Genomic DNA, 13,837 nt, shown 5'->3' with positions numbered 1-13,837 from the left:
GATATGCCGTCATTTATAACGGGCAAAAGTATACGCCCAAAGCCACATAAAGTGCATTTAAATTATATCTTCAAAGAGAAGAAAACCTGTTGAACCAACTTTCACCCTTTTAAAACTTTAATATTCAATTAATTTTTCATTTAAATAGCGCCAGTAGCGTTTTGGTAAATATTGCACATGAAGCTTTATATTTTGGCGTTCTGTAATATTAACGCTTTTAAAATAATCCTTCCAAAGCTGGTCATATAAAACTTCTTGCTCATCTAGCTCGAGCTGAAAGCTCTGGCTCATTCCATTTTTTAAATTACGGTCAACCTCAGAAGCTTCGAGTGAAACCTCATGTATTTCCTGTAAATCATAATAAAGCCCGAACCTACGTTTTTCATCATAAATCAGCCAACGCTGATCTTGGTAACGTCGTTTAAAATGAGGCTGAATAAGCGGTAAAACATTAAAATCGGGCCGAACCAGACTTAAAAAAAGCTCATCTTTGGTTTTTTTAAAACGGATAAAAGCTTCCATCCGATGCTTTTCTCGTCCGACCTTTTTCGTCCACTGTGCAATAGCCAAAACACTTGAGTGCGAATAGTCTTTTTCTACTGATGCATGGCTACTAAACACATAAATACAATAATTAAATAAATGCTGATAGGCATCTAAAGATTCAGATAAATAAGCAAAATAAAATTGTCTTAAAGAAGATGATGACAGCTTTTTTTGTAGCGCGGACCACACACGCTCTGCATGTTGCTGGTTATTTGAAACCTCAATTTTATCGGCAAATAAACCATGTTGAGCAGCATCATTCAAACAAAGACTGACCTGTAATTCTTTAAATTGAAATGCACGAAAAATACAGCTTAGCAGCCCAACCATTGAACCATCAAAATAGTAAGCCACTTCATCATTAAACATCGCTAGAACCCAAGGCTTAATTGTGGCGAAAGCTGCTGTACATATTTCGAGGAACCCTGCGTTAAAATCTGCTGCCGAATAAAACTTGAAGACAGTTCTTTTTGGAATTTTGGACTGTCTTCACAGTGGATAAAGAATTTTGCTCGCTGATAGGCGACACCTAACTTTTTAAGTAAATCGATGTGGATTTTACCAAAGCGACGAGCCTGAACAATTTTCTTGGCAGATTTCACCCCAATGCCGGGTACACGCAAAACCATTTGATAATCTGCACAGTTTAGATCTACTGGAAACTGTTCAGGATGCCTTAAAGCCCAACTTAATTTTGGGTCGACATCCAGATCTAAGTTTGGGAATTTTTCATTGACGATTTCATTGACCTGAAAACCGTAAAAACGCATCAGCCAATCGCTTTGATAGAGTCGGTTTTCTCGAAGTAACGGCGGAGCAGAACCCACTGCTGGCAAGTAATTATTTTCGGTATTAATTGGGATATAACCCGAAAAATAGACCCGTTTGAGCTTAAATTCTTTATAGTGCTTGTCTGCCATAAACAAGACATCTTGGTCTGACTCTTGATGAGCACCAACTACTATTTGGGTGGTCTGCCCTGCTGGTACATATTTCGGTACATGCTTAATGATTTGACGTTCATCTTTAAGCTGGATGAGCCTGTCACGTACTAACCCTAAATCTTTTTGTACTTCCTGATGAGATTTTTCTGGTGCAAAAGTCTTTAGCCCAATTTCAGTCGGCATCTCTAAATTAATACTCATCCGGTCAGCATATAAACCTGCTTCATGAATAAGTTCAGGCGATGCTCCCGGAATGGTTTTTAGGTGAATATAGCCATTAAAATTTTCTTCAAGGCGCAACTTCTTCACGACTTGAAGCATACGCTCCATTGTATGGTCGGCCGATTTAAAAATACCTGAACTTAAAAATAAGCCCTCGATATAATTACGTCGATAAAAATTAATGGTTAAGTCCACCACCTCTTGTACCGTAAATGCTGCACGTTGAACGTCATTAGAACGACGTGAAACACAATAAGCGCAGTCAAAAATACATACGTTGCTAAATAGAATTTTTAAGAGAGATACACAACGGCCATCTTCGGTATAGCTATGGCAAATACCTGAATGACTGGCATCACCCAAACCTTTATCTTTATTTTTACGGTCGCTGCCACTTGATGAACAAGACACATCATATTTAGCAGCATCAGCAAGAATTTGTAGTTTTTCTCGAATGCGATCAGACATATCAAACGACTCATTTATAGCATCGTTTAAAAAATATCATTTTGCATTCTTAAATTTAATCCAGTGAAGTATGCTATGCGTCATGAGGTGACGTGACAATCCCCCGAAAAATAAAACGGAATATCGCAATTGAGCAAATAAGCTGTGATATAAAAAGAGGTTCGCTTTTTTGTATGGGTACAACACCAATGCTGAATCCCATTTTTTCTTTTTTTAAACTTCTCCTTCGTAATTTAAATGTAAATGAAGATCAAATTTGGAGATGTTTGTCATTGACTACACCTCTCTATGCTTCCATCACTATTTATATCTTTTTTCTTATTTTTATGTTTTACCCCAACATTATTAGATTTGAACTGCCTGATTTTAACTTCATCTTTCAATTCGGATTATTTATTGGATTCTTACTCCTTATCTACTACATCTTCGTATTTTTTCCTGCCATTTTTGTTCAACTTAAATTACATAGGTATCATCGTATTAATTTTTTTACCGTCATTCTAAGCGCGCTGTTTCTTACGTACGTCATTCCAACCTTACTTATGTTGATATTCGCACCACTAGAACAGTTTGAACTCTTTGTGATTGAATTCTTCTATGTATTAGGTCCATTTTCGTTGACCTATGCCGTCATCTATTGGATATTACTACTCAGAGCAGATCTCAAACAGCATTTAAAAAACGGGACGTAATCCCCCAACTAGCCTTTGCCACTCACCACCAAAATCCTTATACTTAACCACAATTTTTGTTTGATTCCAGTGGATGCACCATGAGTCGTGCTATATCGCATATTGATACATTTCAGGGTTTAATTCTTGCCCTACAAAACTATTGGGCCGAACAAGGCTGCGTCGTACTACAACCGTACGACATGGAAATGGGCGCTGGAACATTCCACACTGCAACATTCTTACGTGCTTTAGGGCCTGAAACTTGGAATGCTGCATACGTTCAACCATCACGTCGTCCAAAAGATGGCCGCTATGGTGAAAACCCGAACCGTTTGCAACACTACTACCAATTCCAAGTGGTGCTTAAGCCAAACCCAGATAACATCCAACAGCTTTATCTTGATTCTTTAAAAGCAATCGGGATTGATACGCTTACTCACGACATCCGTTTCGTAGAAGACAACTGGGAATCTCCGACACTAGGTGCATGGGGCTTAGGTTGGGAAGTTTGGCTTAATGGTATGGAAGTGACTCAATTCACTTACTTCCAGCAAGTAGGTGGCGTTGAATGTTATCCAGTAACAGGTGAAATCACTTACGGCTTAGAACGTCTTGCAATGTACCTTCAGGGCGTAGACTCGGTTTATGACCTTGTTTGGACCAAAGGCCAATTTGGTACTGTAACTTACGGCGACGTATTCCATCAAAATGAAGTTGAACAATCGACTTACAACTTTGAATACGCTCCAGTTGAAAAACTATTTGAACTCTTTGACTTTTACGAGTCAGAAGCAAACCGTTTAATTGAAGCAAAACTTTCTCTTCCTGCTTATGAGCAAGTTGTTAAAGCGTCTCATACCTTTAACTTGCTTGATGCACGTGGCGCGATTTCTGTGACTGAGCGTCAACGCTACATTTTACGTGTCCGTACTTTAGCTCGTGCAATTGCACAAAGTTATGTACAAGCACGTGCAGAACTTGGCTTCCCAATGGCAGAACCTCACTTGCGTGATGAAGTATTGGCACAGCTAAAAGCACAAGCTGAAAGTGAAGCAGCAAAGGCGGAGAAAAACTAATGAGCAAACATACTGTTTTATTCGAACTTGGCTGTGAAGAGCTTCCACCGAAAAGTTTAAAAAACTTACGTGATGCTTTACAGGCAGAAACGGTAAAAGGCTTAAAAGATGCGGGCTTAAATTTTGCTTCTATCGAAGCTTATGCAGCACCACGTCGTTTAGCGCTTAAAATTGTTGATATTGATGCTGCTCAAGCTGATACACAAAAACGTTTTGACGGCCCTGCTGTTCAAGCGGCTTACGATGCAGAAGGCAAACCGACTAAAGCACTCGAAGGCTTTATGCGTGGTCAAGGGATTACTGTTGACCAACTTTCTACTTTCCAAGCAGGTAAAGTTGAAAAAGTTTGCTATTTAAAAGATGTGAAAGGTCAAAGCCTTGACGCTTTACTTCCACAAATTTTACAAACTGCGCTAGACAACTTACCAATTGCTAAGCGTATGCGTTCTGCTGCAAGCCGTACCGAATTTGTACGTCCAGTGAAATGGGTTCTCTTACTGAAAGACGACCAAATCGTTGACGCCACTATTCAAGATCATAAAGCTGGTAATGTGACTTATGGTCACCGTTTCCATGCCCCTGAAGCTGTGACTTTAGCGCATGCAAATGACTACTTAGATGCTTTAGAAAAAGCATATGTCGTTGCTAACTTTGAAAAACGTCAAACAACCATTCAAGAACAAGTGAAAAAGTTAGCTGATGAAGTTAACGCAACTGCGATTGTTCCAAGTGACTTACTTGATGAAGTAACAAGCCTCGTTGAATGGCCAATTGCCCTTCGTGCAAACTTTGAAGAGCGCTTCCTTGCTGTTCCTCAAGAAGCACTCATTACGACAATGCAAGACAACCAGAAGTATTTCTGTTTGATCAATGCAGAAGGTAAATTACAACCTTACTTCATTACTGTTTCAAATATTGAGTCTAAAGACCCGATTCAAATTATTGAGGGTAACGAAAAAGTTGTTCGCCCTCGTTTGTCTGATGCTGAATTCTTCTTTTTACAAGATCAAAAGCAACCGCTTGCATCTCGTAAAGAAAAATTGGCAAACATGGTATTCCAAGCACAATTGGGTACGCTTTGGGACAAATCGACACGTATTGCAAAACTTGCTGTCGCATTATCTGCAATCACTGGTGCAAACCCAGCAGATGCTGAAAAAGCTGCGTTACTTGCTAAATGCGACTTAACTTCAGAGCTTGTTGGTGAGTTCCCAGAACTTCAAGGTATTGCGGGTACTTACTATGCGCGTATTGAAGGCGAAAACGCTGAAGTTTCAGAAGCTTTAGGCGAACAATATTTACCAAAATTCGCTGGCGATGTTTTACCAAAAACCAAAACTGGTACAACGATTGCCCTTGCTGACCGTTTAGATACGCTGGTTGGTATTTTCGGTATTGGACAAGCACCTACAGGTTCTAAAGACCCGTTTGCTCTTCGTCGTTCAGCAATTGGTATCTTACGTTTAATCATTGAAAATGAATTGGACGTAACGATTGAAGAACTGGTAAATCTCGCACTTCAAGGTTATGGCGACATCGTTAAAGACCACGACAAAACGCGTGCTGATGCTGTTGCATTCTTGGAAGGTCGTTACCGTGCCAAGTATGAAGACCAAGGCGTTGCTGTTGATGTGCTTCAAGCCGTTCAAGCGCTTGCACCAAAATCTCCACTTGATTTTGACAAGCGTGTAAATGCTGTAAACCACTTCCGTGCTCTGCCTGAAGCTGCTGCACTTGCTGCTGCAAACAAACGTGTTGCTAACATTCTTGCAAAAGAAGCAGCACCAGAAGGTTCTGTAGTTGAAGCAAACTTAGTTGAAGATGCTGAAAAAGCATTATTTGCTGAGCTTCAAGCAGTGACACCTGTGGTTGAGCCATTACTCGCGGCAAAAGACTACACGGCTGCTCTTTCTAAGCTTGCAGCACTTCGTGCGCCGATTGATGCATTCTTTGATGGTGTAATGGTCATGGCAGATGATGCCGACCTGAAAGCAAACCGTTTACGTTTATTGGCTCAGTTGCGTAACTTGTTTACTGCTATTGCTGATGTGAGCGTGTTGCAGGGTTAAAATTATATAGAAATTAATTTTTGTATAATTAAGTCTTATTAAAACCATGTTTTTGATTTAAATCGGAAACATGGTTTTTTAATGATTTCTTATTGAAGAATTTCGCTCAGTAAAATTATAAACGATTATTTTGCAATCAAGTAATAAATAAGAATTATTTACTACCTTCACATTTAATCCATAATTCAATAAACTAGAACAAATAATTACCAAACTTAACAAAGTACCATTGCAATGAAAAACTTAAATTTATTACTTATATCAACATTATTATTTACTGGATGTGCAACAACAAAGTCTATTCAATATCCAGCTGCGGGTAAACAAACATCTATTTCTGTTTCTTCAGAACAACTTTCTTCAATGACAGAATCAGGTGCAGGCGATTACTTTGTAAAGAACAGCCAAATATTAGTTGGTGATTCAAGCAATGCTTCGGCCAGCCCAGCTTCTGGAATGTTTGGTCTTATTGGAGTAGGTGTTGCGATGGCAATTGACAAAAGTGCAAATAGTTCAGCCATTGAAAAAAGCTCTCTTAATCAACCTATTAAATTTGACCAGTTAATACAACAAAAAATTACCGACTCTTTTACCCAAAATAAAGCAGATCCCACACTCAAACTGCTAGGTTTAAATCAGGCATCAGAAGTCAAAATTGTGCCTTATTCACGTCTTTCTTTTCGTGAAAAACCAATTGTAAAAGTAAATTTTGGTTTAAAGACTCAATTTAAAAATGCGGCAGATAATAATGCAGACACAAAACGCTTATATCACTATGTAAGTAAGGAGCGCATTTCTTTATCTGAATGGGAAGCCAATAATAATTTATTATTTATGCAAAAAGCAGATCAAGCATTTAGCGCTCTTAGCCAAGTGTTCACTTTAGATTTACAACATCAATTAAATTTAACAGCATTTGATGAGAACAAGCAAAAGAGCTGTAAAACTAATGCAGATACATCCTTACTTTCTTTTATCCAATCTCCTAACAATTTATGTGTTGGTGTAGTTAAAACAAGCAAGGGAGATGTATTTCAAACTAGTATTTATATTGTTGAACAATAATATAAATTATTAAATAAATATCAATAAAATAGATGAGAGAACTACTTAAAATTAAGTAGTTCTCTCATTTAATTAAACAAACTCTTTAATTTCTTCTAAACTTTTCGATGGCTCAAACCACATAAAATCATAATCAGCCACGCCATGAATATAAAACGGATCATTTTTCATGATCTCTTCGACCTCTTGAATCGAAGAGCTTAAAACTAAAATTACTCCACCTACTCTATTTTCTCGACGCCCCGATGCCAAAAATTTCCTCTGCTCATAGTAATGGTCTAAAAATGCAATATGCCCTTTTAGTGCAGCATCAACTTCGGCTAATGGTTTTTTATAGGTCAAGGTAACAACAATCATTTCATTCTCTTAAAGCAACTAGCGCATGACATAGCATTAATCTACAGATCGTTTAATTATCTATAGCTTATTCGATGGTACGCCGATTCCCCCAATTCATCCACACCAAACTCCCTACAATAATCACTCCACCTAACAGCACAATCATTGATGGTTTTTCATTTAAGAAGAGAACTGCTAAACTCATTGCGACAATTGGCGAGCAATACAAAAAATTCGATGCGATCGTCAACGGCATATTTTTAAGTACATATCCCCAAAATACATAAGCCATCGCACTTGGGAAAATACCCAACAAGACAATCGACATATTGGCCTGCCAAGTAGCATGCAAAATTTCATTAGGTAAATGAGCACTATAAAATAGTAAAGGAATGGTTCCGAACCAAATGATGTAACACATCATGCTCAGAGCATCATAATTTAAAGCAAATTTTTTATATAAATTAAAATAAAGACCCCATGCAATTGCAGCTAAAACAATTAATAAACTATAAGGACTTGGCACGCCAAGACCATGATCTCCACTGACCACTAATACAGCACCGCAAAGCCCCAATAAAATACACAACCACTGTTTGAAGCGGATTTGCTCTTTAAAAAGTAAAGCTGAAATAATAAAGGTAAATAGCGGAATGGATTGGCTCAAAATGCTGGATGCAACCGCACTCACATATTGCTGTCCCGTATTTATAAGTAAGTGATGCAAGGTCACAGAGAAAAATCCTAATACACCAAGTGCAGGAATATCTTTCCACTTTAAAGGCTGAATTCCTTTTTTCATGACCAAAAGTAGTAAGAAAACTGAGGCAATCAAGAAGCGGAGCAAAGCAATATGCTGCGGTGTATATGAATGCAGAGCACTATGTACGCCAATAGGTGAATAACCCCAACAAAAGACGGTCACAGCAATACACAAATAAAGCTTAATTGCCGGAGGCTGTGTTTCAGCAGCAAGAGAAATTGCCATGCTAAGTCTGCACTAATGGAAAGGAACTCTTTCATCATATGCGCATGGATAGTTGAATAAAATTAACTTATATTGAGTTAAATATTCATTAAAAGTGAATGATAAAATATGGATATCGCTCAGTTAAAAATGTTTCAGACTGTAGTTGAGTGTGGCACGATGACTAAGGCATCACTGCAACTGCATTGTGTCCCATCCAACATTACGACACGCATTAAACAACTTGAAGAAGAACTGGGTTCACCTTTGTTTTATCGTGAAGGAAAAAGTTTAAAGCTCACTCCATCTGGAGAAATTTTTCTTAATTATTGTCATAAAATTTTGGCGCTATGTGATGAAGCCAAACGTAGTATTCATCCTGACGCACCGCCGTCTGGCCCACTAAAAATTGGGGCTATTGAATCTTCTGCCACAACCCGTTTACCCAACTTACTCGCGAAATATCATCAACGCTATCCAGAGGTTTCCATTCAAATTATTACTGGCACATGGAAACAGCTATTAGTTGATATTTCTCAGCATAAACTCGACGGGGCTATTGTCGCTGGTAATATTGAGTTTCCAATGTTAAATAAACTCGGTATTTACCAAGAAGATATGGTCTTGATTGCATCTCATTCTTTAGGAGAAATCCACTGCCAAGAAGACTTGATTGGTAAAGAAATTTTTATGTGGACTGAAGGCTGCCCTTACCGCGCCGCTCTCGAAGAATGGCTTAAACTCAAAAATATCTCGCTTCCCATTACCAGCATTACCAGTTATGCCACCATTATTGGTTGTGTGAGTGCAGGCTCAGGGGTGTCTTTAGTACCAAAGAGTATTTATGAACAATATAAAAATTTAACCAACATTCGAGGTTATAAATTTGAACATCTTGCCTTTATGCAAAATCAGTTTTTCTGGCATAAGAATGTGAGCAACCACAAAGCGAGAGATATGTTTTTAGAATTAATTAAGTCAGAATTTATAGCTTAGCTGTGCATTCGAATGAAATTATCTATGTAAAACGCTATGCTTTACATAAAATAATGATGCATAAAACACATCGCGACATTTTAAATATTTTAATTTTATTTATATAAAACAAAATCATATTAAAAATTAAGAATCAATTATAAAAACATAAACTGCATGACCCATCCGCTTTTTGCAACGACATCACTCAAAAGAAGCAGATGCTAAGTACATAACGTATTTTTTGAGTCATTCAACATGATTAAAGCAATTGGAATTTTAGGTGGTATGGGTCCACAAGCCACGATTGATGCCATGGATAAAATTATTAAAAATACGCCAGCACATTGCGATCAAGAGCATATTCCTGTCATCACGGTTTCTATTCCAGACATCCCAGATAGAACACAATCGATTATCAATCATGATGATAAACCACTCGAAAAAATGGCTGAATATCTTAAAATTTTAGAAGCGGTACAGGTCGGCTGTATCATTATTCCCTGCAATACTGCCCACTTTTGGTTTAACCAGTTACAGCAACGTACCCAAACCAAAATGATTAGTATTATTGAATCTGCGGTTCATTTTATCCAAGACAGCCAAATTGCTGAAGTTTGTATTCTTGCGACGTCTGCCACCATAAGCACTCAGCTTTATCAAAGCCAGTTCATCCAAAACAATATTCGTTTCTCTACCCCATCTGTTGAGATGCAACACAAAGTGATGCAAAGTATCTATCAATACAAAGCAGGAAATATCGAAAAATCAAAACAACTTATGAGTGAGGTTATTCATTTTTATAGACAAAACAAAAGCATAAAATTCTTATTAGCGTGTACTGAAATTCCACTCATCTTACAAGACAGTATCCAAGAAAATCCTGAACTGTTTGTTGATGCTACCGATTTACTCATTAAAAATGCGATTGCGTGGTATCAGAACTCATTAACAGCATCAGCCGCATGATTAAATAAAATTTAATGCAAATTATGCATAATTAATTTAGGCAATGGTCCAATCAATTGCCTTCACAAAATTCCATAATCCTTCAGAAGTCGCATTAAGCCTAGCACTACTGCGATATAAATAAATATCGACAGACAGTACTGACTCTTTCATTGGTACGATCATCAACTGATTTTGTTTTAACTCATCTTGAATGCTGTAATCAGGTAACCACCCTACGCCATAGCCACCTTTGATCATATCCTTAAGTAATAGACTCATTGAAGACACAAAATTTGTCTCAAACTTGTCTGGATGATGATCTTGTAGAAATTTATTTACCTTTTTCCCCATGTAACTGTCATCGGTATAGTTCATGAGTGGAATTGAAGTATCTTCTAGTGAAAATTTAGGTCGACTTAAATGATTTGGAGCCGTGACTAAATAAAGCTTTGCAGAAAACAACTTATGGCACAAAAATTGTGGATTCATTAAGTCATCATCATAAAAAGATGCAATAAAGTCACATTGACCATTTTTAAGAGAATCTACGGTTTCATTCACATTGATTGCTTCAACATGAAAAATCTTTTCTTGGTAATTTTTTAAATTTCCTAAAATTTTAGGAAAAATATAACCCGCCAAAGAATGCGCAGAAGCAATCGTGACTTTGCTTCGCACATGATTGTCACCTTTAATTTGATCTATATTAAACTCAAAATCATCCAGTAAATTTCTAGCATGTAATATAAAAAGCTTCCCCTTCTCCGTTAACTGTAAAGGAGAAGTTTCTCGATCAAACACTTCAAAACCAAGACTACTTTCTAAGGCTTGAATACGACGACTCAGCGAAGACTGAGAAATATTTCTAATATCAGAAGCGACTGTAAAATTTCGGTATTTTTCTAGAACAATCAGGTCATATAACCATTTTAATTCAATGTTTTGTATCACTTGAGACTCCAGATCATTCTAGAAATTTAGATACGGTATTTAATTATATTTGAAATGATGATTTATCGTAATCAAATCGTATGGGTTTTATCTCATTGCAGTACAAGCTGTATTTTTAACAGTAAGATCACCACTTCATCTTTTGATTCTGGTTGGGGAGGTTTATCCAAAATGAAAACCCTAAAAACTCTATGTATTGCAACCTCTATATTGACTTCATCAAGCTTATTTGCTGAAACAACGCAACCTCAACAAGTGAATGAAATAGCTCCGAAAACACAACCTTATGGTGATAATCCAAGCCTAGGACGTGTACTGTTATATAAAACAGGAAAAGGCATACAAAATTTAGGAGACAATATTCAAGGTGCTTCTGAAAAGACCTCAAATAAAATTAGTGAAAAGTGGAAAAACACCAAAGAATTTACTGCTGAAAAGGCAGAAGTCGTTCAACAAAAAGCGGATACAGCAAAAGCTTTTACTGAAACAAAAATAGATCAAGCTAAGCAAAATATTACCAGTAGCCGAAACGGTGAAAACATCCCAATAGAACAAGGTGAGTTAAGTAAATCTAGCACTACGGTTAACTAATTTTTTTGGATAGCGCGATAACTTCGCGCTTTAATATAAAATACAAATATCAATCTAGACATAAATACCACTCACTATAAAGAGCTAGGAATCTGCCTTATGAATAGTCAAAAACTTCTCTTTTCAACACTATGCTGCTTGGCTTTAACTGCATGTGCAACCTCAGCACCTGTTTCTTCTTATTCTCAGGCACAAGTTTTAGAGCAAGATACAAATATCGAAGCTTATCCATCAACTACAGGTAATGTAGCCAAATTAATTAAACAAGATAAGCAAGCTTGTATGATTGAGTTTACGGGATATTTAGGGGGCGGACACGTTACTGAACACTGGATATTTAATGATAGAGGTTTAATTTCAGCCACATCATTCACCCAACAATATCCTGATGAGTCTGGCATATTAAATCAAGCAACTAACACGACAACCAAAAGCTCGACCACCTTTAATATTCAAGATCCAGAAATTCAAAATAATTTCAAAAAACTCCAAAGTAATTTTAATGCAGCTAATTTAGCAAAATGTAATTAATACTCTTTCATAGAAAACCCGTTGCAGAAGCTAACTTTTGCAACGGGCTATAGCCATTTTAAAATTTCTTGGACCTCATTTTAAAAATCATAAATAAGCTATTTAATTAGCAATCAAGCCATTTGTTGCTGCCAGCAAATCAATACGCGGGAAAACCAAGCCCGTTCTTGAGTCAGTAATTGGCTTACCTGTCGTTTTTAAACGGCTAATGGTTTGATCAATACTTTCAGTTGGACTCACACTATTTGCTCGTAATAAAGCAATCGCGCCCGCCACATGTGGTGTCGCTTGAGATGTACCTCCCATGGTGTATCCACCTGCCGTAATCATTGCTCCGGGCGCTAATAAAGTTACAAGGCTGCCCCCATTACTAAAGCATGCCACTTTGTCTGCGGCGGTGGTTGGGTCAGAACATTTCACTGGATTTCCCCAAGACACGCCACCAATATTACTGTCATAAACAGCGCCCACTCTTACTGCACCAGCAACGCAAGCAGGAGATGAAATACCATCTGAAAAAGCATCATTTCCTGATGCTACAACCGGAACCACACCTGCTGCACGTGCATTGGCAAATGCGGTTGCATAACTGCTATTACTACACTCTGAAGTATATTTAACACCTGGCACACCAAGACTTAAATTCACCGCTTTAATATTATAGGTTTGTGCATTATTTACAGTCCAGTTTAAAGCCGCCAAAATATCGCTATCATAAGCAGTACTCCCCCACTGACCATTCACTCGAACACGTCGGAAGGTATCAATACCAATAATTTTAGTCTTAGACGCAACTTTCGACACAATGCCTGACACATTACTACCATGCCCATCATCATCTAAAGTGCCATCATCTGGTGCACTATCAAATGAGTAAACAACCCGACAAGTGTTTGAAGGTGTGTTTACTGCCGTACACCCAAAATCAGAGTGAAGATAATTCACACCTGTATCAATCACTGCCACACTAGAGCCTTCTCCAGTAAAACCATTGGTGTTTGCCTGTGGTTGATTAATTAAAGGTAAGCTTTCGTTGGTCGTGGTTTGATTAATACGATTTGGATAAACTGCTTTAACATTCGGATCATTTAATAAAGTAACTAATGCTTCGCGGTTACTCACCCGATAAAAAGCTAAAGGCAAATTATTGTAGTCTCGCAGTACTTGAACGCCACCAGCGCGGTTAAACCTTGCCTGTAAATTCTTCTTATTTGTTGCAATATAACTTCGCCGTTCTAAACCTGAAGGTACACTCACCGAAGGAATATTATATTCGACAATAAGATCATTCGAATCATTATTGACCAAGGCATCTAAATCGATTTTACCCTGAAATACTTTTTGTTTTGCTGCTTGATTTAATCGCTGCTTAGCACCTTTAGAATCTAAAGGAAGAGCGGATGCAGTTGTACTTAAAATCGTACATAGACCTAATAGAAATAACGTTTTACTTTGCATTATTTTTCTC

The 13,837-nt window shown here is 37.6% G+C and carries 13 protein-coding genes; 7 read left to right on the top strand and 6 right to left on the bottom strand.

Features of this window, described 5'->3' with window-relative positions; genetic code table 11:
- Positions 1–117: 117 nt before the first annotated feature.
- Positions 118–915: a TIGR03915 family putative DNA repair protein gene (locus tag AC2117_RS01980; protein ID WP_133971593.1), complete on the bottom strand. Its 798-nt coding sequence runs from the start codon at positions 913–915 to the stop codon at positions 118–120.
- Positions 916–917: 2 nt separating this feature from the next.
- Complete coding sequence (locus AC2117_RS01975; RefSeq protein WP_133971591.1) at positions 918–2,180, bottom strand: putative DNA modification/repair radical SAM protein; 1,263 nt, start codon at positions 2,178–2,180, stop codon at positions 918–920.
- 772 nt (positions 2,181–2,952) lie between these two features.
- Between AC2117_RS01975 and glyQ the strand changes: the two genes are divergently transcribed.
- The 3 genes from glyQ (at position 2,953) to AC2117_RS01955 (ending at position 7,064) form a co-directional block, all read left to right on the top strand.
- A complete protein-coding gene (gene glyQ, locus AC2117_RS01965; protein ID WP_002044989.1) occupies positions 2,953–3,930 on the top strand; it encodes a glycine--tRNA ligase subunit alpha in 978 nt (325 codons plus the stop codon).
- The gene (gene glyS, locus AC2117_RS01960; RefSeq protein ID WP_133971587.1) at positions 3,930–5,999 is read left to right on the top strand and encodes a glycine--tRNA ligase subunit beta; all 2,070 of its coding nucleotides are present in this window, start codon (positions 3,930–3,932) and stop codon (positions 5,997–5,999) included. Before glyQ ends, glyS begins: the two co-directional genes overlap by 1 nt.
- A 234-nt stretch (positions 6,000–6,233) precedes the next feature.
- Complete coding sequence (locus AC2117_RS01955) at positions 6,234–7,064, top strand: hypothetical protein (RefSeq protein WP_133971585.1); 831 nt, start codon at positions 6,234–6,236, stop codon at positions 7,062–7,064.
- 72 nt (positions 7,065–7,136) lie between these two features.
- Here the strand turns inward: AC2117_RS01955 and AC2117_RS01950 are convergent, their stop codons facing one another.
- Both AC2117_RS01950 and AC2117_RS01945 read right to left on the bottom strand, forming a co-directional pair.
- A complete protein-coding gene (locus AC2117_RS01950; RefSeq protein ID WP_133971583.1) occupies positions 7,137–7,421 on the bottom strand; it encodes a YciI family protein in 285 nt (94 codons plus the stop codon).
- Positions 7,422–7,488: 67 nt separating this feature from the next.
- The gene (locus AC2117_RS01945; RefSeq protein WP_133971582.1) at positions 7,489–8,391 is read right to left on the bottom strand and encodes a DMT family transporter; all 903 of its coding nucleotides are present in this window, start codon (positions 8,389–8,391) and stop codon (positions 7,489–7,491) included.
- 108 nt (positions 8,392–8,499) lie between these two features.
- Between AC2117_RS01945 and AC2117_RS01940 the strand changes: the two genes are divergently transcribed.
- Positions 8,500–9,366: a LysR family transcriptional regulator gene (locus AC2117_RS01940; RefSeq protein ID WP_133971580.1), complete on the top strand. Its 867-nt coding sequence runs from the start codon at positions 8,500–8,502 to the stop codon at positions 9,364–9,366.
- A gap of 237 nt (positions 9,367–9,603) precedes the next feature.
- Positions 9,604–10,314, top strand: coding sequence for an aspartate/glutamate racemase family protein (locus tag AC2117_RS01935; RefSeq protein WP_133971579.1), 711 nt, complete (start codon positions 9,604–9,606; stop codon positions 10,312–10,314).
- A gap of 36 nt (positions 10,315–10,350) precedes the next feature.
- Here the strand turns inward: AC2117_RS01935 and AC2117_RS01930 are convergent, their stop codons facing one another.
- Positions 10,351–11,247 carry a LysR substrate-binding domain-containing protein gene (locus AC2117_RS01930; protein ID WP_133971578.1) on the bottom strand — a complete coding sequence of 299 codons (897 nt, stop codon included), beginning with the start codon at positions 11,245–11,247 and terminating at the stop codon, positions 10,351–10,353.
- 171 nt (positions 11,248–11,418) lie between these two features.
- On the opposite strand from AC2117_RS01930, the gene AC2117_RS01925 reads away from it, so the two are divergent.
- Both AC2117_RS01925 and AC2117_RS01920 read left to right on the top strand, forming a co-directional pair.
- Positions 11,419–11,838 (top strand): hypothetical protein, encoded by a 420-nt coding sequence (locus tag AC2117_RS01925; RefSeq protein ID WP_133971577.1) that lies wholly within the window; start codon positions 11,419–11,421, stop codon positions 11,836–11,838.
- Positions 11,839–11,937: 99 nt separating this feature from the next.
- A complete protein-coding gene (locus tag AC2117_RS01920) occupies positions 11,938–12,369 on the top strand; it encodes a hypothetical protein (protein ID WP_133971576.1) in 432 nt (143 codons plus the stop codon).
- A gap of 102 nt (positions 12,370–12,471) precedes the next feature.
- On the opposite strand, the gene AC2117_RS01915 is transcribed toward AC2117_RS01920, so the two are convergent.
- On the bottom strand, positions 12,472–13,827 hold the full coding sequence (locus AC2117_RS01915) for a S8 family peptidase (RefSeq protein ID WP_133971575.1): 1,356 nt from the start codon (positions 13,825–13,827) through the stop codon (positions 12,472–12,474).
- Positions 13,828–13,837 lie beyond the last annotated feature (10 nt).

Source organism: Acinetobacter calcoaceticus, assembly GCF_900520355.1.
Classification (GTDB): Bacteria; Pseudomonadota; Gammaproteobacteria; order Pseudomonadales; family Moraxellaceae; genus Acinetobacter; species Acinetobacter calcoaceticus_C.
Note: the sequence above shows the minus strand (reverse complement) of the source record. Positions and strands in the feature narration are given on the sequence as shown.